The sequence below is a fragment of the Salana multivorans genome, assembly GCF_003751805.1.
Classification (GTDB): Bacteria; Actinomycetota; Actinomycetes; order Actinomycetales; family Beutenbergiaceae; genus Salana; species Salana multivorans.
Map to the genome: position 1 here is coordinate 396,872 of NZ_RKHQ01000001.1, position 22,376 is coordinate 419,247.

Genomic DNA, 22,376 nt, shown 5'->3' on the forward strand with positions numbered 1-22,376 from the left:
CCGGCCGGACCGGATCTCCCCCCGCTATCGGGCGGAGCGGTCGGTGCGCTCGCCGCCGTCGTACGCCGTGAGCACCGCCCAGATCCAGTCGAGCGCGGTCCGCGTCGGCGGGAGGGGCTCGAGGTCGAGCCAGGCACGCACGGTGGCGAGCGCGGAGCCGGCCATCGCCGCGGCGACGATCCCGGTCGGCAGGCCGGCGATCCCGGGCACCCCGGCCGCGGCCCCGGGCCCGCAGGCCCCGCCCGCCCCGCGGGCGTCCCCCTCGGCCTGGTCGAGGGCGGCCGCGATGATCGACTGCAGCCGCCGCGTCATCCGGACCTGGATCGCGGCCGACCCCGACTCGCCCAGCAGCTTGCGGTAGAGCGCGGCGTTCTGCTCGACGTGGTCGAGGTAGGCGGCCAGCAGCCGGGCGCCGTCGGCCTCGGTGATCGGGCTCTCGGTCGCCTCGGCCACGGTGTCCTCGATGACCGCGTCGAGCGCCTCCGCGAGCAGCGTGTCCTTGTCGGAGTAGTGCTGGTAGTAGGTGCTCCGGTTGATCCCGGCCCGGTCGGCGATGTCGGAGATGGAGATCTCGTCGAGCGCCCGCTCCCGGGCGAGCGAGAACAGCGCGTCGCGCAGGCTGCGCCGCGTCCGCGCGATGCGTGGGTCCATGCCCCGCATCGTGCCATAGATCACAAAGTAACCGACACTAGTTGGATAGTCGACAAGTGTGGTTTAAAGTTCCCGTGCTCCGACGTTCGGGCTCGGCGCCCCGGACGCTCGGTCTCCTCTCGAAGGGATCCCCATGGCCACCCTGCTCTACCGGATCGGCGTCGGCGCGGCCCGCCGCGCCTGGCTCGTCGTCACCGGCTGGCTCGTCGTCCTCGGCCTCGCCGCCGGGGCGTTCCTGACGTTCGGCGGAACCCTCGCCTCGTCCTTCTCGATCCCCGGGACGGAGACTGAGCGGGTCAGCTCGCTCCTGGCGGAGGAGCTCGGCACGTCGGGCGCGACCGCCAACGTCGTCCTTCACACGCGGGACGGCGCACCGCTCGACGACGCGCAGCGCCAGGGCATCAGCGACGCCCTCGCCCGGGTCGCGGAGCTCGACGGCGTCGACCGCGTCGTCGACCCGTTCGCCACGGTCGAGGAGATGACCCTCCAGGCCGAGGACCTCGCGACCCAGCTCGCCGACAACGAGACGGCGACCACCGCCCTCACCGCGAGCCGCGACCAGCTCCAGGCCGCCCTGGCCCAGGCCGCCGACCCCGGCGCGGCCGCCCAGGACGCCGACCCCGCGACCGACGTGGACTCGCTCACCGCGCAGCTCACGGAGGTCGAGACCCAGCTCGCCGGCCTCGAGATCCAGGCGGACCAGCTCGCGCTCGGCCAGGAGCTCATGTCGTTCGCCGCCGGGATCCGCACGGTCTCGCCGGACGGCAGCACCGCGATCGGCGTCGTCTCGTTCGAGCAGGACGCCATGTCGGTCGGGCAGGACCTCAAGGACGCCATCATGACGACGCTCGACGACGGCGCCCCCGACGGCGTCGCGGTCGAGTACTCCAGCCAGCTCGCCACGTCCGTCGACGGCATCGTGGGACCGGGCGAGATCGTCGGCCTCGTCGTGGCGGCGCTCGTGCTGTTCCTCATGTTCCGGACGGCGCTGCCGGCGCTCCTGCCCGTCGTCTCCTCCCTCGTCGGCGTCGGGGTGGGGGTCGCCGGCGCGATGGCGCTGTCCGGCCTCGTCGAGATGTCGTCGGTGACGCCGGTGCTCGGGCTCATGCTCGGGCTCGCGGTCGGCATCGACTACTCCCTCTTCATCGTCAACCGCCACCGCACCCAGGTCCGCGCCGGCATGGACGTGCGCGAGTCGATCGGGCTGGCCAACGGCACGGCCGGCAACGCGGTCGTGTTCGCGGGCGCGACCGTCCTCGTCGCCCTCCTCGCGCTCAACGTGTCCGGCATCGGCTTCCTCGGCCTCATGGGCACGGTCGGCGCCGGCTGCGTCCTCATCGCCGTGCTGGTCGCGATCACGCTCACCCCGGCCCTGCTCGGCCTCATCGGCACCCGCGTCCTGCGTCGCAGCGAGCGTGGGGCGGCTCCCGTCGCGCACCCGACGCCGGCGCCGATGCGGACGTCGCGCGCCGTCGCGTCGATCGTCGCCGGCGTCGCCCTGCTCGCCGTCATGGCGATCCCCGCGCTGGGGATGCGCCTCGGCCTGCCCGACGGGGCGACGGAGAGCGCCGACAGCACCCAGTACCGCGCCTACGCCCTCACGGCGGAGCAGTTCGGAGCTGGGCAGAACGGCGCCCTCCTCGTCACCGCGTCGCTGGACGCGCCGATGGAGGAGCTCGACGTCCTGCCGACCCAGGTCGCGATCGCGCGGGCGATCATGGACGCGGGCGACGTCGTCGCCGTCGCCCCGATCGGGGTCTCGGACGACGCCGACTTCCTCGCCTTCCAGGTCGTCCCCGTCGACGGGCCCTCGAGCGAGTCGACCGAGGCGCTCGTCCACGACCTGCGGGGGCTCGACGTGCTCGACACCGGCTCGCCCCTCGGCGTCGCCGGCTTCGCGTCGGGCAACATCGACATCTCCGAGCGCCTGGGCGAGACGCTGCCGCTCTACCTCGTCGTCGTGGTCGGGCTCTCGCTCGTCATCCTCGTGATCGTCTTCCGCTCGCTCGTGCTGCCCGTGCTCGCGACCGCCGGCTTCGTGCTGTCCCTGCTCGCCGCGCTCGGCGCCACGACGGCCATCTTCCAGTGGGGCTGGCTCGGCTCGGTGTTCGGCGTCAACGAGCCGGGGCCGCTCCTGAGCTTTGCGCCGCTCATCATCACCGGCGTGCTGTTCGGGCTGGCGATGGACTACCAGCTCTTCCTCGCCTCGGCGATGCGCGAGGCCTACGCCCACGGGGCGAGCGCCCGGGCGGCCGTCAGCGCGGGACGGCACCAGAGCCGGGCGGTCGTGATCGCGGCCGCGTCGATCATGGTCGCGGTCTTCGGCGGCTTCACCTTCTCCCACCTCACGATGATCCGGCCGCTCGGGTTCGGTCTCGCGGTCGGCGTGCTCGTCGACGCGTTCGTCGTGCGCCTGCTGCTCGTCAGCTCCGCGATGCACCTCGTCGGCGACCGGGTCTGGTGGCTGCCCCGCTGGCTCGACCGCCTGCTGCCGAACGTCGACGTCGAGGGGGCGGCGCTCGAGCGCGCGCACCCGATCCCGTCGTCGTCCGAGCCCGCCGGCGACCCGGCCGACCTGCCGGGCGGCGACGCGAGGTCGGCGGCACCGGCAGCCGCGGGAGCCTCGACCGCCTCGGACTAGCGGCCGAGCCGACGCTCCCGCGTCGTGTAGTCACGGATCGCGCGGAGGAAGTCGACGCGGCGGAAGTCCGGCCAGTACGCCTCGCAGAAGTAGAACTCCGAGTGGACGCTCTGCCACAGCAGGAAGCCGCTGACGCGCTGCTCCCCCGACGTGCGGATGACGAGCTCGGGATCGGGCTGCCCGCGGGTGTAGAGGTGCTCGGTGATCTCCTCGACCGTGAGCGTGCGCGCGACGTCCTCCAGCGTCTCGCCGGCCTCGGCGCGCTCCGAGAGGATCGACCGGACGGCGTCGGCGATCTCCTGGCGCCCGCCGTACCCGACGGCGACGTTGACGGTCATCCCCTCGACGTCGCGCGTCAGGTCCTCGGCGGCGCGCAGCCGGGAGGCCGTCGACGGCGGCAGGAGGTCGAGGTTGCCGAGGGCCCGGATGCGCCAGCGTCGCGACGCGGCGAGGTCGGCGACGGCGTCCTCGATGATCCGGACGAGCGCGGTCAGCTCCTCCGGGTCCCGGTTGAGGTTGTCCGTCGAGAGCATCCACAGCGTGACGATCTTGACGCCGACCTGGTCGGCCCAGCCGAGGACGTCGACGATCTTGTCCGCGCCCGCGCGGTGGCCGTGCGCCGGCGGCGCGTCGACCTGCCGGGCCCAGCGGCGGTTGCCGTCCATCATGATGCCGATGTGGTTCGGCACCTGCTTGCCCGCCACCGCCCGCGTCAGCCGTCGCTCGTACAGCCCGTAGAGCGCGCGGTCGAAGACGTTCTCCGCCACGGCGCCTCCCTCCGACGTTGCCCGACACCCGTGCCGGGCCGGCGCTCGGCGCCGGTCCGGTGTCCGGGGGTCAACCTACCGAAGCCGGCGCGCGCGCAGGCGGTCGCCGGACGCCGCGCGCTCAACCGTCACGAACTCCTCACGCCCCGGGCCGCCCGCGGACGTGTCCCGGACCGCCGCCTGGGCTAACCTACGGTGACGTAGGTTAGAAGTGAGGCACGATGTCCAGCACCATCTCGAAGGGCTCCGGCTCGGCGCCGGCGCCCCGGAACGAGGAGCCGACCACGAGCGAGCGCAGCGGTGACGTGAGCACCCCAGGATCGGACAAGCCTGCTCGGCTGACCGTCGAGTCCGCCGTCGAGCACCTCGTCGACGCGGTCAAGCCACGCCTGCGCGGGTGGATCCACGCGGGCATGACGCCGTTCGTCGTCGCCGTGGGGATCGTGCTCGTCGTGCTGTCGCCGACCGCCGAGGCGCGGTGGAGCACCGCCGTGTTCGGGATCGCGACGACGGCGCTGTTCTCGATGTCGGGCGTCTACCACCGGGGCACGTGGAGCGCGCGGACGCTGGCCGTCCTGCGCCGCCTCGACCACTCGAACATCTTCCTCGTCATCGCCGGCACCTACACACCGCTCGCCGTGCTGCTGCTCCCGTCCCCGACCCGATGGATCCTGCTGGTCGTCGTGTGGTCCGGCGCGCTCGTCGGGATCGGGCTGCGCGTGTTCTGGCTCTCGGCCCCGCGCTGGCTCTACGTGCCGATCTACATCGCGCTCGGCTGGGTCGCCGTGTGGTTCCTCCCCGCCTTCCAGCGCGCCGGCGGCCCCGCCGTCATGTGGCTCGTCATCGCCGGGGGCATCTGCTACACGCTCGGCGCCGTCGTCTACGCGCTCAAGCGCCCCAACCCCAGCCCGCGCTGGTTCGGGTTCCACGAGATCTTCCACGTCGGCACCCTCGGCGGGTACACCTGTCACGCCATCGCGATCTTCCTCGTGGTCCTGCAGCTGCGCACCGCGATGTAGGACGTCCGCCGACGCCCGGGAGGGTCGACCCCGACGGGAACTACGCTCGGGGACAACCTGCCCAGTCGAAGGGAGCCAGCCGTGGCCAAGAACAAGGCGTCGAAGAAGTCCGGGACGGGGAAGAAGTCGCACGAGCCGGGCGCGGGCGGCAAGGCCACGAAGGCCGACCGGGGCGAGAAGGCGAAGAAGCCGAAGAAGTCGAAGAAGTCCGGCAAGGCAGCCACGTCCCGCGGGGCCGCGACGGGCGACGACTCGCTCGCGCCCGTCCCCGTCACGACCGCCGGGTCCGAGGACTGGACGACGCCCCCGCGCGAGGCCCTCGCCGTCGGCGATGGCTTCCGGATCGCGGACCTCGACGCCGCCGCGACGCCCGGCTGGACCGGCTCGCGGGCCGAGGCCGAGGCCCGGCTGGCCGCGCTCGGCGAGGAGCTGTCCGAGCTGCAGGAGCGCCTGTTCGCCGAGGGTCGCTCGGGCGGGCGCCGCGCCGTCCTCCTCGTGCTCCAGGGGCTCGACACGGCCGGCAAGGGCGGCATCGTGCGACACGTCGTCGGCATGGTCGACCCGCAGGGCGTCTCCATCCGGTCGTTCGGCGTGCCGACGCCGGAGGAGCGCAGCCACCACTACCTGTGGCGGATCGACCGCTCGCTCCCGGCCGGCGGCAGGATCGGCGTCTTCGACCGCTCGCAGTACGAGGACGTGCTCGTCGTCCGCGTCGACTCCCTCGCCCCGCTCGAGGAGATCGAGGGCCGCTACGAGGAGATCAACGAGTTCGAGCGGGCGCTCGTCGAGCGCGAGACCTCGATCGTCAAGGTCGCGCTCGTCGTCTCGCCGCACGAGCAGTACCGGCGCCTGCGCGAGCGGCTCGAGCGCCCCGACAAGTACTGGAAGTTCTCCCTCGGCGACCTCGCCGTCCGGGCGAAGCGGCCGGCCTACGACGAGGCCTACCAGCTCGTGCTCGACCGCACGAACACGTCGTGGGCGCCGTGGTACGTCATCCCGGCGGACAACAAGTGGTTCGCGCGGTTGGCCGTCGCCGAGCTCGTCGTCCAGGCCCTGCGCGACCTCGACCTGTCGTGGCCGCCGGCCGACTTCGACGTCGCCGAGGCGACGGCAGCGCTGGACGCGCAGCAGGACGAGCCCGTCTAGCCCCGCGCGGCTGGTCCCGCGCCGCACCGCGGAGCCGAGCCGCGGGCGGACCGGTCAGGCCGGGGTGACGCGGTAGCGCCGGTGCCGGAGCACGGGGCTGGCCTCGCGAACCCGCGCGAGCTCCTCGCCGGTGATCGTCGCGACGGCGAGCACCGGCGCGTCCGCGCCCACCCGGCTGCCGCGGTCGGCCCCGTCGTCCACCGCGGCGAGCACCGCGCCGCGCGGGTCGACGATCGCCGACCCGCCGACACGTCCGCGTCCCGCCTGCGACGCCAGCGCGACGTAGGCCGTGTTCTCGATCGCCCGGGCCCGCACGAGCGTCCGGAGCTGCTCGGCCTTGTCCGGCCCGCCGCTCCAGGCAGCGCCGACCGCGACGACGTCGACGGGGGCGCCGCCGGCGACGTCCGTGAGCGCGCGCACCGACTCGGGGAACCGCAGGTCGTAGCAGGTCACGACGCCGAGGCGCAGCACCCAGCCGTCGGCGGTCGGCATGTCGACGACGAGCGGTCGGTCCGGCTCGCCCGCGTCGAGCAGGTCGGACTCCCGCGCGCCGTAGGCGTCGTACAGGTGCACCTTCGCGTACCGGCCGACGACCTCGCCGTCCGGCGCGATCACGAGGGTCAGGTTGCGTGCCCGATCGCTGCTCGCCGGGACGAGGATGCCGACCACGACGGCGATCCCGGCCGCGCGGGCCGCGGCGCGCAGCCCGACGACCAGCGCCCCGCCCTCGTCGTCGGCGAGCTCGGGACCGAGCCGCGCCTGCCAGCCCGACGTGTACTCCGGCAGGACGACGACGCCGCAGCCGGCCTCGCCCGCCGCCGCGACCGCCCGGGTGGCGAGGGTCAGCAGCCGGTCGCGCCAGGCGCCGAGCGCCTCGCCGGCGGCGGGACCGTCGGCCGCGAGCTGCGCGACGGCCAGCCGCACGGACACGTCAGGCCCCGGCCGACCCGCCGCCGCGGGAGTCATCGGTCGCGGTGGTCACGGCGGCCGCGCCGCCGTCGGGGCCGCCGGGACGCGCGGGACTCGCGGGACTCTCAGGGCTTCCGCCCTGGATCCGCGCGGCGCGGTCCGCCTCGGTCGCCGCCTCGCCGTCGGCGTAGGGCCACGGCGAGCCGATCGACGACTCGACGTTGCGGTCGTTGCTCAGCGTCGTCGACGTCGCGGACGTGCCGTCGCGGCGCGCGAACGCGCGGTTGACCTTCCGCAGGTCGCGCACGAAGAAGAGCATGAGCGCGATGACGGCGAGCGCCAGGAGGAAGGTCGCGACGAACCCGACGAGGCCCGGGGAGACCTCCCAGTCCTCCGGCTGCGTGTCGGCGAGGACGACGACGCCGGCGGCCAGCGCGTCGACGGCGGTGCTCACGGCGCCACCTCGACCGGCGTCCGGATCCCCTCGAAGAGGTCCTCCTCGGGCTCGCCGTCGGGGCGGGTCGGCGGGATCGTCGAGCGCACCAGCTCGAACTCCTCCCACGGCCAGATCTCCGCCTCGACGTCACGCGGCACGGCGAAGAAGAACCCGTCCGGGTCGATCTGGGTCGCGTGGGCGCGCAGGGCCGCGTCGCGCTGGGGGTAGTAGCCGGCGACGTCGACGCGGGCCGTCGCGGCGCGCCCGTCGTGGTCGTCCCAGTCCTCGAGCCACGAGCCGAACGGCGACTCCAGCCCGCGCGCGACAAGCGCCTCGTGGACCGCCTTCATCTGCGAGCGGCGGAACGACACGTGGTAGTAGACCTTCGCCACGTCCCAGGCGGCGCCGAGCTCCGGGTACTGCTCCGGGTCGGCCGCGGCCTCGACGGCGGCCATCGAGACCACGTGGGTCATGATGTGGTCGGGGTGCGGGTAGCCGCCGTTCTCGTCGTAGGTGAGCAGCACCTGCGGACGGAACTCGCGGATGAGCGCGACGAGCGCCGGAACGGTCTCGGTCAGCGGCGTCAGCGCGAAGCAGCCCTCCGGCAGCGGCGGCAGCGGGTCGCCCTCGGGCAGGCCCGAGTCGACGAATCCCAGCCAGGTCTGCCGCACGCCGAGCGCGCTGGCGGCCGCGGCCATCTCGAGCCGGCGACGCGCGGGCAGGTCCGCGAGGACCTCGGGGTCGTGCAGCAGGCTCGGGTTGAGGATGTCTCCCCGCTCGCCGCCGGTGCACGTGACCACGAGGACGTCGGCGCCCTCGTCCGCGTACCGGGCCATCGTCCCGGCGCCCTTGCTCGACTCGTCGTCCGGGTGCGCGTGCACGGCCATGAGACGCAGCTCGCTCACGAACCCTCCTGAATGTCCTCGGTTGCGGTGGTGCCGGCCCGGATCGGGCCCCGGCCATTCTCGCACCTGGTCCGGACGGATGAGCCGCCGGGCCACCCGCCCGGTGAGCCGCCCGGTGAGCCGCCCGGTGAGGCAGACTGGGTCCGTGACGTCTCCCGCCCCCGGAACGAGCGCCGAGCGCCTCGCCCGCCGGTACGGCACCCGGCCGGGGGCGCACCCCGGCGCCCGCCCCGCCGGGCCAGCCGGCCGTCCGGACGGGCCGGACCGGCCCGACGGTGCCGAGGACCCGGACGGCGCCGCCGGCGGCTCAGGCCCCGGGTTCGGCCGCTGGGTCGCCTGGATCGGCAGCGCCCTCGTCGCCGTCGTCCTCACCGCGATCATCGTCGCGATCAACGTGCTCGGCGACGACGCCGTCGCGACCGCGCAGGCCGTCTCCTACGAGGTGACGTCCGACGAGGCCGTCGTCGTCCAGCTCGCCGTCACGCGGCCCGATCCCGCGGTGGCGGTCACCTGCACGGTCGAGGCGGTCGACGCCTCGCTCGCCCAGGTCGGCGCGCGCACGGTCGAGGTGGCGGCCCGGCCGGGCGGCGGGCACACCGTGACGCTCGAGGTCGAGGTCGCGACGTACGCGCGCGCCGAGCAGGGTCGCGCCGTCGAGAACGGGTGCTTCGCGATCGAGCCCTGAGGCCTCCGACGGGCCCTCCGAGGGCATTTCCGGCGTCGCGGGCCGCCCGGAGCGCTATCATGGGAGATTCATCGCCGTCCGCACCGTGGGCCCCGCGGCCCTCCGCGTGTGGACGGCGTTCCACGTACGAAGGAGCTAGCCGTGGCTGAGACCACGTGGATGACTCAGGACGCCTACGACCGACTCACCGCCGAGCTCGAGCACCTCAAGGGGCCGGGCCGCAGCGAGATCACCGCTCGGATCGAGCAGGCCCGCAGCGAGGGCGACCTCAAGGAGAACGGCGGGTACCACGCCGCGCGCGAGGAGCAGGGCAAGGCCGAGGCCCGGATCCGGCAGCTCGAGGAGATCCTGCGCCACGCCGAGGTCGGCGAGGCCCCGCCGGACGACGGCGTGGTGGAGCCGGGCATGGTCGTGACGGCCAGCGTCGCCGGTCGCGAGATGACGTTCCTGTTCGCCTCCCGCGAGGTGCAGGCCGACGACATCGACATCGAGGTCTTCTCCCCGTCCTCGCTGCTCGGCGCGGCGATCAACGGGACCAAGGTCGGCGACACGACGGCGTACAAGTCCCCGCGCGGGACGGACGTCGCCGTCGAGATCCTCGCGGCCACGCCCTACCAGGGCTGACGTCGTCGGCGCGCTCCGCGCCGACGACACCGACACGACGCAACGCCCGGGCGGCCTCGGCCACCCGGGCGTTCCGCGTGCCCGGCGCTGGTGGGGCGGCCGGCGGGCGGGGTGGGCTCAGCGCCGGGGACGCGGCCGGCCGTCAGCGCTCGGCCGCGTCGTACCCGGCCTCGCGGATCCGGGAGAGCACCTCGCCCGAGTGCTCCCAGCCCTTCGTGACGACCTCGATGTCGACGGCGGTCTCGTCGACCCCGAGCCCCGACCCGGTCCGGACGTGGCCGACCGTGACGACGTCGGCGCCCGTCTCGGCGATCACGCCGAGCAGCCGCGCCAGGTGGCCCGGCCGGTCCGTGAGGTGACAGCGCAGGTGGAGGTAGCGGCCGGCGGCCGACATGCCGTGGCGGAACACCTTGCGCAGCACGATCGGGTCGACGTTCCCGCCCGAGAGCACGACGACGAGGGGCCGGCTCGGGTCGATGAGCTCGCCGAGCGCGTCGATGCCCTGGTGCGGCGGCGAGGCGGCGCCCTGGACGAGGGCGGCGGCCCCCGCAGCCCCCGCGGGCTCGACCACCTGCTTGGCGCGCTCGGCCAGCGAGAGGACCGCGCGCGAGAGCGAGTCCTCGGTCACCGTCACGACGGGGACGTGGCGGGCGCGCACGACCGAGAGCGGCACCGCGCCGGCGATCCCGACCGCGATCCCGTCGGCCATGGTGCGCTCGGTCGCGACGACCACGGGCTCGCCCGCCGCCAGCGCCGGCGGGTAGCACGCGGCGCGCTCGGCCTGGACGCCGATGACGCGCACGTGGTCCGGGACGGCCGCGGCGATGCCGGCGAGCAGACCGCCGCCGCCCGTCGGGACGAGGATGGTCCCGACGTCCGGCACCTGCTCGACGATCTCCAGCCCGATCGTGCCCTGGCCCGCCACGACGTCGGGGTGGTCGTACGGGTGGATGAAGGTCCTGCCCTCGCGCTCGGCGACCTCGCGGGCCCTGGCCACCGCGTCCTCGACGCTCAGCCCGCCCAGCACGACGCCGGCGCCGTAGCCGCGCGTCGCGTCGACCTTCGGCAGCGAGGCGTCGGCCGGCATGTGCACCTCGGCGTCGATCCCGAGCCGGCGCGCGGCCCACGCAACGCCCTGCGCGTGGTTCCCGGCCGACGCGGCGACCACGCCGCGAGCGCGCTCCTGCGGCGTCAGGTTGGCGAGCCGGACGAGCGCACCGCGGACCTTGAAGCTGCCCGTGCGCTGCAGGTGCTCGGCCTTGAGCTCGACGTGGGTGCCGGCCAGCCCCGAGAACGCCTCGGAGGAGAGCACGGGCGTGCGGTGCAGCGCGTCGGCGATCGTGAGCCGCGCGCGCTCGACGTCCTCGCGCGTCACGGCGGGGACGGGGGCGCACGGATCGGCGCGGCCGGAGGGGACGGGAGTCACGGGTCAAGCCTGCCACCGTCGGGCGCGCCGCGGGAGCCGGGGAACAGCCGGGTCGCCGACGTCGTTGACCTGAGCATGTTCTTCCGCACCGCTCCCCACATGGTCACGCTCGACGACGCCCTCCCCGGGCGCCAGGAGCCCGCGTTCGACACGGCGGGCGTCCACCGCGTGCTCGGCACGCCGATCCAGGGGCCGTTCCCCGAGGGGACGCAGGTGCTGTACGTCGCGATGGGCTGCTTCTGGGGCGAGGAGAAGCACTTCTGGCAGCTCCCCGGCGTCGTCACGACGGCCGTCGGCTACATGGGTGGGTTCACGCCCAACCCGACGTACGAGGAGACGTGCACCGGGCAGACCGGCCACACGGAGACGGTGATGATCGCCTACGACCCGGAGCAGGTGCAGCTCGGGACGCTGCTCGAGACGTTCTGGACCCAGCACGACCCCACGCAGGTCCACCGCCAGGGCAACGACCGCGGCACGCAGTACCGCTCGGCGATCTACTGGACGACGCCGGAGCAGCGCGACGCGATCGAGGCCTCCCGCGAGCGCTACCAGGAGCGGCTGACGCAGGCCGGGTACGGCGAGATCGCCACGGAGATCCGGCCGGCGAGCGAGGCGGGTCCCTTCTGGTACGCCGAGCCGTACCACCAGCAGTACCTCGCGTGGAACCCGACGGGCTACTGCCCGGCCCACGCCACCGGCGTCACGTTCTAGCCCCGCGCCGGGCGGGCGCCCCGGCACGCTGGGCGTCTCGGAGGACTCGGCCCGTCCGGCCCGCGCACCTTGGTACGGTCGAGGCGTGCCGCGCCTGGACAAGATGAAGCTGGCCCCCAACGGCCTCACGGTTCGCCTGCAGCGCCTGCTCGTCGACGACGAGTACCTCCGGGTCTGGCGGCTGACGACGGACGACGCCCCGGCCGACCGGCACTACGTCCTCGTGCACGGGCTCGGGGTGTCGAGCGAGTACTTCGAGCCGATCGCGGCGCGGCTCGCGCGCACGGGCACCGTCCACCTCCTCGACCTGCCCGGGTTCGACGGCGTGCCGCACCACGGGCGCCGGCTCGGCATCGGCGGCTACGCCGACGTCGTCGCGGCCTGGGTCCGCCGGGAGGGGCTCGCCGACCCCGTGCTGGTCGGTCACTCGATGGGCGCGCAGGTCGTGGTCGAGGTGCTGGCCCGGTACCCGGACCTCGCCACCCGCGCGGTCCTCGTCGGCCCACCCGTCAACGCCTCCGAGCGCTCGCCCGTGCGCCAGGCGCTCCGGCTCGCCCAGAGCTCGCTGCACGAGTCCTTCGGGACACGGCGCACCGCGGTCGCCGGCTACCTGCGCTGCGGTCCGCACTGGATCCTCGCCGTGCTGCCCGGCCTGCTCGAGTACCCGATCGAGGACCGCGTCGCGCTCGTCGAGGCCCGGACGCTCGTGGTGCGCGGGACCTGGGACCGGGTGGCGCCGCGCGAGTGGGCCACCCTGCTCGCCGACACCCTTCCGGCCGGCTCGCTCGCCGAGATCACGGGCGCCTCCCACTCGGTCGTGTACGAGCACTTCGCCGAGCTGACCGAGCTCGTCATCGCCCACGCCGACGGCTCGGAGCTCGACGGGACGCTGGTGGACGGGCGCGACCCGATCGCCTCCCCCGACGGGCTGGCCGTCGGGACCGAGGAGGACGCCGAGGACGACGCGGCCCGGGTCGCCGAGGCCATCGACCCGGCGGAGACCGCACGGTGACACGACCGGCCGGACGGCCGGGAGGGCGGCCCCCGTCGCCGTCCCGTCACGAGACGCGCGGTCGCGAGCCGCAGCGTGGTGAGCCGCGGCGGCTGCGCGACGCGGTGCGCGTCGCGGCGGCCTGGGCGGACGACTACCGCTACATCCTCGGCGTGCAGCTGCGCGCGCGGCTCGCCCCCGAGCCCCCACGGGAGCTGCTCGAGGGCGACCGCGTCCCGATCCTGCTGCTGCCCGGCATCTACGAGAGCTGGTACTACCTCGAGCCGCTGGCACGCCTGCTCAACGGCCGGGGTCACCCCGTCGTCGCCGTGCCCGAGCTCGGCCGGAACGTGTCGGGGCTCGCGGAGTCCGGCCGCGTCGTCGCCGCCCGGCTGCGGGTGGCCGGGACCCGCGACCTCGTCGTCCTCGGCCACTCCAAGGGCGGCCTCGTCGGCAAGGAGCTCATGCTCGGCCGGCTCGGCGACCGCGTGCGCGGCATGGTCACGATCAACACGCCGTTCGCCGGCTCGACGCGCGCCCGGTGGTTCCCCGGCGGCCCGGTGCGGGCGCTGTCCGACCGCGACCTCGCCATCCGCGACCTGTCCCGCCGCCGCGACGCCGACCACCGGATCGTGTCGATCTACGCGGCGTTCGACCCGCACGTCCCCGGCGGTTCCTTCCTGGCGGGGGCGCGCAACGTGCGGGTGGACGCCGTCGGGCACTTCCGGATCGTCGGCCATCCCGACGTGCGTCGAGCGGTGCTCGACGCCGTCGCCCGGTTCGACACCGCCGGGACGTGAAGGACCCCCGCCGCCACGAGCGAGTCGTGGCGACGGGGGTCGTTCCGCGTCGGGGACGTCCGGCGGGGCCGGTCAGCGCACCGGCGGCGTGTGCCAGATCCGGTCGATGTAGTCGACCATCGAGCGGTCGGAGGAGAAGAAGCCCGTGCGCGCGACGTTGAGGATCGCGGAGCGGGTCCACTGCTCCTGGTCGCCGTAGGCCACGTCCACCCGGTCCTGCTCGGCGATGTAGGACGCGAAGTCCGCCAGCACCATGAACCGGTCCTGGTGCAGGAGGTTGGAGACCACCGGCTCGAACGTCGAGCGGTCCCCGCCCGAGAACGCGCCGCTCGCGATGAGGTCGATGGCGCGGCGCAGCGTCGGGTCGCTCTCGTAGAACGCGCTCGGGCGGTAGCCGGCGTCCTGCAGCGCCTGGACCTCGGGCTCGGACATGCCGAAGAGGAAGAAGTTCTCGTCCCCGACCAGCTCGCGGATCTCGACGTTGGCGCCGTCGTCCGTGCCGATCGTGAGGGCGCCGTTGAGCGCGAACTTCATGTTGCCCGTGCCGGAGGCCTCCTTGCCCGCGAGCGAGATCTGCTCGGACAGGTCGGCCGCCGGGATGACCTTCTCGGCCAGCGTCACGTTGTAGTTCGGCGGGAAGAGCACCTTGAGCCGGCCCTCGACGCGCGGGTCGGCGTTGACGGTCGAGCCGACCGCGTTGATGAGGTGGATGATCCGCTTGGCCATCGCGTAGCCCGCGGCCGCCTTCGCGCCGAAGATGAACGTGCGCGGCGTGACGTCGGCCGCCGCCACCTCGCCCGAGACGATCCGGTCGTACAGCGTGACGATGTGCAGCACCTTGAGGAGCTGGCGCTTGTACTCGTGCAGGCGCTTGACCATGACGTCGACCATGTGGTCGTCCGGCACGGTGAAGCCGTCGCGCTCGAGGAGCACGGCGTTGGCACGGCGCTTGTTGTGCGCCTTGATCGCGGCGAACCGGGCGCGGAACTCCTCGTCCTCGGCGTAGGGCTCGAGCTCGCGCAGCCGCTCGAGGTCCGTGATCCAGCCGACGCCGATCGTCTCGGTGATGAGCTCGGACAGCGCCGGGTTCGCGAGGCGGAGGAACCGGCGGGGGGTCACGCCGTTCGTCACGTTCGTGAACTTGCCGGGGTAGAACTCGTCGAAGTCCGGCAGGACCTTCTCGCGCAGGAGCTGGCTGTGCAGCTCCGCGACCCCGTTGACCTTCGCGCCGGCGACGGTCGCGAGGTAGGCCATCCGGACGGCGCGGGCCGGGTACTCCTGGATGATGGACATGCGGCGGATGCGCAGCTCGTCGTCACCGAACTTCTCCCGGACCTCGGCGAGGAACTCGTCGTTGATCCGGTAGATGATCTCGAGGTGGCGCGGCAGCAGGCGGCCGAGCAGGTCGACCGACCAGACCTCGAGCGCCTCCGGCAGGAGGGTGTGGCAGGTGTAGGCGAAGCACTGCTTCGTGATCGCCCAGGCCTCGTCCCAGTCCATCTTCTTCTCGTCGACGAGCACGCGCATGAGCTCGGGGACGCCGATGACGGGGTGGGTGTCGTTGAGCTGGAAGATGATCCGCTCGGGCAGCTCGTGCAGGTCGAAGCCCTCGGGAAGGACGTCGTAGACGAAGTTCTTGATCGACGCGGCGACGAAGAAGTACTGCTGCTGCAGGCGCAGCTCCTTGCCCTGGGGCGTGGAGTCCTCCGGGTAGAGCACCTTGGAGATGTTCTCCGCGAAGGTCTGCGAGCGCACGGCCTCCTCGAAGTCGCCGGCGTTGAAGATCTTGAGGTCGAACGCGTCGGTCGCGACGGCGCGCCACAGGCGCAGCGTGTTGACGCGTCCGTTGAGGTAGCCGGGGACCATGTAGTTGTACGGCAGCGCCTTGACGTCCCACGCGGGGACCCAGCGCGTGCGGGTCACGCCCTCGTCGTCGTAGGTCTCCGTGTGGCCGCCGAATCCGATGAGCTGGGCCTGCTCGGGGTGCGGGAACTCCCACGGCGCGCCGAGCGCGAGCCAGCCGTCCGGCTGCTCGACCTGCTGGTCGTCGACGAACGTCTGGCGGAAGATGCCGTACTCGTAGCGGATGCCGTAGCCGATGCACGGGACGCCCATCGTGGCCAGCGAGTCGATGAAGCACGCGGCGAGACGGCCGAGGCCGCCGTTGCCGAGACCGGGCTCGACCTCCTGGGAGCGCAGCGTCGCGAGGTCGATGCCGAGGCTGCGCAGCCCGTCCTCGACGACCTCGGTGAGGTCGGTCGCGAGGAGCGCGTTGCCGAGCTGACGGCCGAGCAGGTACTCGGCGGACAGGTACGCGACGCCCTTGGTCTGCTGCTCGAACTGGCGACGCGAGGTCTCCAGCCAGCGCGCCATGAGGTAGTGGCGCACGGTGCGGGCGAGGGCGAGGTACTGGTCGTTGACCGTCGACTGGGCGAGGGTGACGCCCTGGCCGAAGTTCAGCTCGCGCAGGAACTCCTTCACGAAGCCGTCGACGGACGTCGGCGGCCCCGCGACCGGCGCGGTGGCGAGGGGGTGGGTCTTCACAGCCGTGGCGGCGTCGGCCGGGACGGCGGTTTCGTCATGACTCTCGGTGGACACGGGTGCCACGGTAACGAGTCGGGCACCTCCCGCGCACGGCGATGGTCCCGACGCGGCGCTCGGGCCCGCGATCCGGGGGTGAGCACGGGGGCTCGGGAAGGGCCGCCACGCGGGCGTTCCGCGCTGCAAGTTTTCCGCAAGCCGTTGCAACGATGTGACCCAACTCACACGTGGCGCGCTCCGGCGTGGCGAGTCGACGCGCGTCCCGCGAGGGCCACGGCGAGGCTCCGCGCGTCGCGCGGGTGCCCGACGCCGGGCCTACTCGCCGCGCGACCAGGCGAGCAGCCGGTCGCGCGACCACGTCGTGACGATGCGGTCCGGGTCGACGCCTCCCGCGACGGCCCGCTGGGCGCCCCAGGGCAGCCAGGCGAGCTGGCCGGGCGCGTGGGCGTCGGAGTCGATGGAGAACAGGCAGTCCGCCTCGACGGCGAGCCGCAGCAGGTCCAGCGGCGGGTCGCGGCGCTCGGGACGCGAGCTGATCTCGACGGCCGTCCCGAACTGCGCGCACGCCTCGAACACGACCTCGGCGTCGAACTCCGAGGGCGGCCGGACGCCGCGCTCGCCCTCGACCAGCCGCCCCGTGCAGTGCCCCAGCACGTCGACGCGCGGGTTCGCCGCGGCGGCGACCATCCGGACCGTCATGGCCTCGCGCTCCATCCGCAGCTCGGAGTGGACGGAGGCGACGACCACGTCGACCCGGAGCAGGAGGGCCTCGTCCTGGTCGAGCGTGCCGTCGGGGAGGATGTCGACCTCGATGCCGGTGAGGACGCGGAAGTCGGCGCCCTCCGCAGCGAAGGCCGCGTTGAGGGCGGTGACCTCGTCGAGCTGCGCGCGCAGGCGGTCGGCGCTCAGGCCGTTCGCGACGCGCAGGCGGGGCGAGTGGTCGGTGATCGCCTGGTACTCCCGGCCCAGGGCCCGCGCGACCGCCGCCATCTCCGCGATCGACGCGCTGCCGTCGGACGCGTGGGAGTGGGCGTGCAGGTCGCCGCGCAGCCGGGCGGCGAGCGCGCGGGACGCCGCGTCGTCGTCGGGGAGCAGCTCGCGCGCCTCGGCGCGGGCCTCGACGAGCGCCCCCGGCACCGTCCCGGCCAGGGCCGAGCAGATCGCCGCAGCCGTCGACGCCCCGATCCCCGGCAGCCGCTTCCAGGCCGCCTGGACCGTCCCGAGCGCCGCGATCTCGTCGCCGGAGAGCCCGGCGACGAGATCGGCGGCGTTGCGGTACGCCATGACGCGGTGGGGGTCGGTCCGTGCGCGCTCGCGCCAGAAGGCGATCTCGCGCAGCGCGGCGACGACGGGCACCGCGGGCGCCACCGACGTCCCGGCGCTCGCCGTCCACGCACCGGCGTCCGGCCCGTCAGCGCGCGCGGACCCGGGCGGCCCGTGGAAAGCGGGCTGGACGCTCTCGTCGGTCATGGCCGGGGCGGGTCCGGGACGTCTCAGCGAGCGCCGAGGATGTCGACGACGAAGACGAGCGTGTCCGTCCCCTTGATCCCGGCGGCGGGCATGCCCCGGTGGCCGTAGCCCAGGTGCGGCGGGATGGAGACGAGGACGCGCGAGCCGATCTGCTGGCCGACGAGCGCGTCGTCCCAGCCGGCGATGACGGCGCCGACGCCGATCGGGAACGAGATCGAGCTGCCGCGGTCGTAGGAGTTGTCGAAGATGCGACCGCCGCCGGGAGCCCACGTCTGGCCGAGGTAGTTGACCTCGATCGACTGGCCGGCCTCGACCTCGGCGCCGTCACCCTGCTCGAGCACGACGACCGCGAGGTCCTCGGGGGCCGCGCTGTCCGGGAAGGTGAGGACGGGCTTGTCGCCGAAGGAGCCGGACGCGGTGGGGAGCGTTGACATGGGGTGCCTTTCGTCGGGAGGCGCGGCGGGTGCCGACCGGACAACCCTACGACCCGGGTCCGACACTCGTCCGTCGGCGGCCGGCCGGCCCCCGGTGAGCGGCCGACCGAGTGTCGGCGAGCGGCCGCCCCGCGTCAGCCCCGCGGGCGAGCGCGCAGGACGCGCTCGAGGAACGCGAGCTGCCGCGGCCAGCGGTACCCCTCCCCGCCCTCGTGGCCGTTGTACTTGAACACGTCGATCTCGCTGCCCTCGGGGTGCCCGTAGTGGTTGAACGCGGCGTACACCGTCGAGGGCGGGCAGGTCTGGTCCATGAGCGAGACGGAGAACAGCGCCGGCGCGCTCGCGGAGCGAGCGATCGAGGCCGCGTCGAGGTAGGCCAGCGTGTCGAGGACGCGCTGCTCGGCCTGCCGGTGGACGTGCAGGTAGTCGACGACCTCGCGGTAGGGGTACGCGTCCGTGATCGTGATCGCCCGGTCGATCTGGCACATGAAGGGCACGTCGGGCATGACGGCGACGAGCCCGTCGGCGAGACCGGCGACGGCCAGCGTGGTGCCCCCGCCCTGGGAGACCCCCGTGACGGCGATCGCCTCGGGGTCGACGCCCGGGATGGCGCGCGCGGCGTCGACGGCCCGCACACCGTCGGTGTAGAGCCGGCGGTAGTAGTGGTGCTCGGGGGCCTCGATGCCCATCGTCATGAAGCCGGGGCGGTGCGGACCGGAGCCGTGCGGGTCGCCCGTCCCCCCGCCGGTCCCCCACCCCGACCCCTGCCCGCGGGAGTCCATGACGAGATGCCCGTACCCGGCGCTGGCCCACGCGAGGCGCTCGTGGGGCAGGCCCCGGCCGCCGCCGTAGCCGACGAACTCGACGACCGTCGGGACGACCTCGTCGTTCGCGGGACGCACGAACCACCCCTTGACGGGGTCGCCGGCGAAGCCGCGGAAGGTGACGTCGTACACCTGGACCGTGCGCAGCCCGGTGGGGACGGGATCCAGCACCACGTCGACGTCGTGCTGGCGCGCCTGCGCGAGCGTGTCGCTCCAGAACCGCGCGAGGTCGTCGGGCGCGCGAAGCTCCGGACGGTAGGCGGTGAGCTGGTCGAGCGGGAGGTCGAAGTACGCCACCCGACGACTCTAGGACGACGACGACGGCGGCCGGCTCCCGGGGTGGGAGCCGACCGCCGCCGTCGCGCGTCGCGGGCGGGCGACGCTAGTTGTCGCCGCGCAGGATCGCGAGGATCCGCAGGATCTCGAGGTACATCCACACGAGCGTGACCGCGAGGCCGAAGGCCGCGGCCCACGAGTACTGCGCGGGGGCGCCGCGGCGGACGCCCTGCTGGATGGAGTCGAAGTCGATGACGAGGGTCGCGGCCGCGAGGACCACGGCGGCGGCGCCGATGAGGAGGCCGAGGCCGCCCGAGCGCATGCCCCAGCCGCCCATGACGCCCGTCCACACGAGGACCAGGTTGACCAGCGCGAAGACCGCGTAGCCGACCAGCGCCAGCATGACGATGCGCTGGAACTTCGGGGTGTTGCGGACCTTCCCGCTGCGGAAGAGGACGAGCATCGTCGCGAACACCGCGAGCGTCCCGAGGATCGCCTGCATGACGATGCCGGACCACTGGCCCTCGAACCAGCTCGAGATGGCGCCGAGGAACAGGCCCTCGAACACGGCGTAGCCGAGGATCAGCGGGACCGAGACCTTCTTGCGGAAGGAGTTGACCAGGCCGAGGACGAGACCGCCGATGAGACCGACGATCATGAGCATCTGCTGGATCCCCGGCGGGGCGACCCACGCGAGCGCCCCGACGAGCACGATGACGCCGAGCAGGATGCCGGTCTTCATGATGACGTCGTCGTACGTCATGCGGCCGGTCTCGTAGGCGGTGGCCGCGGGGGCCGCGTAGGCGTGCTCGAGCGCGTCCATCTGGGCCGGCGCGCCGGCCTGCGGGATCGGGGGCAGCGTCGACGTGCCCGAGGCGGGCTGCTGGTAGGAGCCGTAGGGGCCCGCGGGCGCGGCGGAGGCACCGGCCGGGGTGAGACCCAGCTTCTGCCGCTCCTTGCGCGCCGACTCCGAGTCGCCGAAGTACGGATCGTTGGTGAAGTACGGGTTGCTCACGCGGACTCTCCTAGGGGTGTGGGCGTGTGCGTTCTGGACACGGCGGACCAGCCGCGCTACGAGGAGTAACGCTACCGCCGCGGTCCGTGTTCCCGTCGGGGTCGCCGTCGGGGACGACCTCCACCCACGGGATGAGGGGCCTCCCCACGGCGCGGGAGAGGGGCCGAGCGGCAGTTCCACCCGTCGCCGGTACCACCCGCGCCGGTCGTGTCCGTAGCGTCGAGGCATTCGCGAAAGGAGCGAGCAGATGATCGAGGCGACGAACCTCACGAAGCGGTACGGAACGAAGGTGGCGGTGGACTCCGTGTCCTTCCAGATCCACCCCGGCCGGGTCACCGGCTTCCTCGGCCCGAACGGCGCCGGCAAGTCCACCACCATGCGGATGATCATGGGGCTGGACCGCCCGACCGGCGGGCACGTCACGGTCAACGGCCGGGACTACACGAGCCTGCGCGCCCCGCTCCGCGAGGTCGGCGCGCTGCTCGAGGCCAAGGCCGTCCACACCGGACGCTCGGCCCGCAACCACCTGCGCGCGCTCGCGGCGACCGAGGGCATCTCGGACAAGCGGGTCACGGAGGTCATCGAGATGACCGGCCTGACCTCCGTCGCCGACAAGCGCGTCGGCGGCTTCTCCCTCGGGATGGGGCAGCGCCTCGGGATCGCGGCGGCCATGCTCGGCGACCCCAAGACGCTCATCCTCGACGAGCCGGTCAACGGCCTCGACCCCGAGGGCGTCAAGTGGGTCCGCACGATGGTGCGCTACCTGGCCGACCAGGGTCGCACCGTCTTCCTCTCCTCCCACCTGATGAGCGAGATGGCCGTCACGGCCGACGAGCTCGTCGTCATCGGCCGCGGGCGGATCATCACCGCCGGCCCGGTCCAGTCCGTCATCGACGCCGTCTCCGGCACGTCCGTCCTGGTCCGCTCGCCCCGCGCCGCCGACCTCGCCGCGCTGCTGGCCGGCCCCGGCATCTCGATCACCAGCTCCGAGCCGGGCTCGCTCCAGGTCCGCGGCCTCGAGGCCGCCCAGATCGGCGACATCGCCGCCGACTCCGGCCTCGCGCTCCACGAGCTGACGCCGCAGCGCGCCTCCCTCGAGGACGCCTACATGACCCTCACGGCGCAGGACGTCGAGTACACGTCCGGCGCCGCAGCCCCCGACGCGGCCGGCATCGCCGACGCCGCTGCCTCGAAGGAGTACGCAGCATGAGCACGCTCACCGCGACGCCGCCCGCCGGCGCACCGGCCTTCACCCCCACGACCAGCGCGATCCGCGGCAGCGAGCGCCTCTCCTTCGGCCGGCTCGTCGCCTCCGAGTGGATCAAGCTCGTCTCGCTCCGCTCGACCTGGTGGACCCTCGGCCTCACCGTCCTCGGCATGGTCGGGATGTCCTTCCTCATGGCGATCTCGATGGCGGCCTTCACGCAGGAGATCCCCGTCTCCGACCTCCAGGGCCTCGGCGTCCAGGTCGTGACGTTCGGCTACTTCCTCGGCCAGATCACCGTCGCGGTGCTCGGCGCCCTCGTCGTCACCGGCGAGTACTCCACCGGCATGATCCGCTCGACGTTCACGGCCGCCCCCGGGCGTCTCTCGGCGCTCAGCGCGAAGGCCGTCGTCCTCTCGGTCGTGGTCTTCGTGACCGGCATCGTTGGCGGCCTCATCTCCTGGGCCGTGTCGATCCCGATCCTGCCGGCGGACACGGCCGCGTCGTTCTCCGACCCGCTCGCCTGGCGGGGCCTGGCCGGGCTCGGCGCCTTCCTCGTCCTCGTGGCGCTCATGGCCTTCGCGATCGGCGTCATCGTCCGCAGCTCGGCCGGCGCGATCGCCGCGGTGCTCGGCATCCTGCTCATGCTCCCGCTGGCGTTCAACATCCTCGTCGGCCTCGGCCAGGAGTGGGCCAGCAACGTCATGACCTACCTGCCGAGCGAGGCCGGTGCGCGGCTCATGTCGGTCTCGGCCGAGGTCGACGCGGCGATGGTCGACTACACGCTGCTGAGCTGGTGGCAGGGCGGGCTCGTCATGCTCGGCTTCGTCGCGATCCTGACCGTGATCGGCGGCGTCCTCGTCAAGAGCCGGGACGCGTGAGCTCCTGAGCGACCACC

At 73.5% G+C, this 22,376-nt stretch carries 21 protein-coding genes; 10 read left to right on the forward strand and 11 right to left on the reverse strand.

Annotated elements, in window-relative coordinates:
- Nucleotides 1–24 precede the first annotated feature (24 nt).
- Nucleotides 25–651 carry a TetR/AcrR family transcriptional regulator gene (locus EDD28_RS01895; protein WP_170169316.1) on the reverse strand — a complete coding sequence of 209 codons (627 nt, stop codon included), beginning with the start codon at nt 649–651 and terminating at the stop codon, nt 25–27.
- 133 nt (nt 652–784) lie between these two features.
- Here EDD28_RS01895 and EDD28_RS01900 point away from each other — a divergent pair, with 133 nt between their 5' ends.
- Entirely contained in the window at nt 785–3,292 is a 2,508-nt protein-coding gene (locus tag EDD28_RS01900) for an MMPL family transporter (RefSeq protein ID WP_123738087.1), read from the forward strand.
- On the opposite strand, the gene EDD28_RS01905 is transcribed toward EDD28_RS01900, so the two are convergent.
- Nucleotides 3,289–4,059, reverse strand: coding sequence for an isoprenyl transferase (locus EDD28_RS01905; RefSeq protein WP_123738088.1), 771 nt, complete (start codon nt 4,057–4,059; stop codon nt 3,289–3,291). The two genes, EDD28_RS01900 and EDD28_RS01905, sit on opposite strands and share 4 nt — an antisense overlap.
- A gap of 221 nt (nt 4,060–4,280) precedes the next feature.
- Here EDD28_RS01905 and trhA point away from each other — a divergent pair, with 221 nt between their 5' ends.
- Together trhA and EDD28_RS01915 are read left to right on the forward strand one after the other, a co-directional pair.
- The gene (gene trhA, locus EDD28_RS01910; protein WP_123738089.1) at nt 4,281–5,078 is read left to right on the forward strand and encodes a PAQR family membrane homeostasis protein TrhA; all 798 of its coding nucleotides are present in this window, start codon (nt 4,281–4,283) and stop codon (nt 5,076–5,078) included.
- An 81-nt stretch (nt 5,079–5,159) separates the two neighbouring features.
- Nucleotides 5,160–6,224 carry a PPK2 family polyphosphate kinase gene (locus EDD28_RS01915; RefSeq protein ID WP_123738090.1) on the forward strand — a complete coding sequence of 355 codons (1,065 nt, stop codon included), beginning with the start codon at nt 5,160–5,162 and terminating at the stop codon, nt 6,222–6,224.
- Between the two features lie 54 nt (nt 6,225–6,278).
- On the opposite strand, the gene EDD28_RS01920 is transcribed toward EDD28_RS01915, so the two are convergent.
- From EDD28_RS01920 to mca, 3 genes are read right to left on the reverse strand one after another with little or no spacing between them, the layout of a single operon-like run.
- Nucleotides 6,279–7,154: a nitrilase-related carbon-nitrogen hydrolase gene (locus EDD28_RS01920; RefSeq protein ID WP_170169317.1), complete on the reverse strand. Its 876-nt coding sequence runs from the start codon at nt 7,152–7,154 to the stop codon at nt 6,279–6,281.
- A 1-nt stretch (nt 7,155) separates the two neighbouring features.
- The gene (locus EDD28_RS01925) at nt 7,156–7,587 is read right to left on the reverse strand and encodes a hypothetical protein (RefSeq protein ID WP_123738092.1); all 432 of its coding nucleotides are present in this window, start codon (nt 7,585–7,587) and stop codon (nt 7,156–7,158) included.
- The gene (gene mca, locus EDD28_RS01930) at nt 7,584–8,456 is read right to left on the reverse strand and encodes a mycothiol conjugate amidase Mca (RefSeq protein WP_123739867.1); all 873 of its coding nucleotides are present in this window, start codon (nt 8,454–8,456) and stop codon (nt 7,584–7,586) included. The genes EDD28_RS01925 and mca overlap by 4 nt, the downstream gene beginning before the upstream one ends.
- Before the next feature lie 163 nt (nt 8,457–8,619).
- Between mca and EDD28_RS17785 the strand changes: the two genes are divergently transcribed.
- Entirely contained in the window at nt 8,620–9,159 is a 540-nt protein-coding gene (locus tag EDD28_RS17785) for a DUF4307 domain-containing protein (protein WP_245967874.1), read from the forward strand.
- 141 nt (nt 9,160–9,300) lie between these two features.
- Complete coding sequence (gene greA / locus EDD28_RS01940) at nt 9,301–9,783, forward strand: transcription elongation factor GreA (RefSeq protein ID WP_281272541.1); 483 nt, start codon at nt 9,301–9,303, stop codon at nt 9,781–9,783.
- 142 nt (nt 9,784–9,925) lie between these two features.
- Here greA and EDD28_RS01945 read toward each other — a convergent pair whose 3' ends face one another.
- Nucleotides 9,926–11,209: a threonine ammonia-lyase gene (locus EDD28_RS01945; protein ID WP_245967875.1), complete on the reverse strand. Its 1,284-nt coding sequence runs from the start codon at nt 11,207–11,209 to the stop codon at nt 9,926–9,928.
- A 75-nt stretch (nt 11,210–11,284) separates the two neighbouring features.
- Here EDD28_RS01945 and msrA point away from each other — a divergent pair, with 75 nt between their 5' ends.
- The 3 genes from msrA to EDD28_RS01960 all read left to right on the forward strand — a co-directional run bounded on the left by msrA (nt 11,285) and on the right by EDD28_RS01960 (nt 13,714).
- Nucleotides 11,285–11,923 carry a peptide-methionine (S)-S-oxide reductase MsrA gene (msrA, locus tag EDD28_RS01950; protein WP_123739869.1) on the forward strand — a complete coding sequence of 213 codons (639 nt, stop codon included), beginning with the start codon at nt 11,285–11,287 and terminating at the stop codon, nt 11,921–11,923.
- A gap of 85 nt (nt 11,924–12,008) precedes the next feature.
- Complete coding sequence (locus EDD28_RS01955) at nt 12,009–12,935, forward strand: alpha/beta fold hydrolase (protein ID WP_123738095.1); 927 nt, start codon at nt 12,009–12,011, stop codon at nt 12,933–12,935.
- On the forward strand, nt 12,932–13,714 hold the full coding sequence (locus EDD28_RS01960) for a lipase family protein (protein ID WP_148059516.1): 783 nt from the start codon (nt 12,932–12,934) through the stop codon (nt 13,712–13,714). Before EDD28_RS01955 ends, EDD28_RS01960 begins: the two co-directional genes overlap by 4 nt.
- 72 nt (nt 13,715–13,786) lie before the next feature.
- Here the strand turns inward: EDD28_RS01960 and EDD28_RS01965 are convergent, their stop codons facing one another.
- From EDD28_RS01965 to EDD28_RS01985, 5 genes are all read right to left on the reverse strand, one after another.
- Entirely contained in the window at nt 13,787–16,258 is a 2,472-nt protein-coding gene (locus EDD28_RS01965; RefSeq protein WP_123738097.1) for a glycogen/starch/alpha-glucan phosphorylase, read from the reverse strand.
- A gap of 312 nt (nt 16,259–16,570) precedes the next feature.
- Complete coding sequence (locus EDD28_RS01970) at nt 16,571–17,611, reverse strand: PHP domain-containing protein (RefSeq protein ID WP_123739870.1); 1,041 nt, start codon at nt 17,609–17,611, stop codon at nt 16,571–16,573.
- Nucleotides 17,612–17,748: 137 nt separating this feature from the next.
- On the reverse strand, nt 17,749–18,159 hold the full coding sequence (locus EDD28_RS01975; protein WP_123738098.1) for an FKBP-type peptidyl-prolyl cis-trans isomerase: 411 nt from the start codon (nt 18,157–18,159) through the stop codon (nt 17,749–17,751).
- A gap of 134 nt (nt 18,160–18,293) precedes the next feature.
- Nucleotides 18,294–19,280, reverse strand: coding sequence for an acetylxylan esterase (locus EDD28_RS01980; RefSeq protein WP_123738099.1), 987 nt, complete (start codon nt 19,278–19,280; stop codon nt 18,294–18,296).
- A gap of 85 nt (nt 19,281–19,365) precedes the next feature.
- Entirely contained in the window at nt 19,366–20,274 is a 909-nt protein-coding gene (locus EDD28_RS01985) for a Bax inhibitor-1/YccA family protein (protein ID WP_123738100.1), read from the reverse strand.
- Between the two features lie 247 nt (nt 20,275–20,521).
- On the opposite strand from EDD28_RS01985, the gene EDD28_RS01990 reads away from it, so the two are divergent.
- Together EDD28_RS01990 and EDD28_RS01995 are read left to right on the forward strand one after the other, a co-directional pair.
- Entirely contained in the window at nt 20,522–21,484 is a 963-nt protein-coding gene (locus tag EDD28_RS01990) for an ABC transporter ATP-binding protein (RefSeq protein ID WP_123738101.1), read from the forward strand.
- Entirely contained in the window at nt 21,481–22,359 is an 879-nt protein-coding gene (locus EDD28_RS01995) for an ABC transporter permease subunit (RefSeq protein WP_123738102.1), read from the forward strand. Before EDD28_RS01990 ends, EDD28_RS01995 begins: the two co-directional genes overlap by 4 nt.
- The last annotated feature ends 17 nt before the right edge of the window (nt 22,360–22,376 follow it).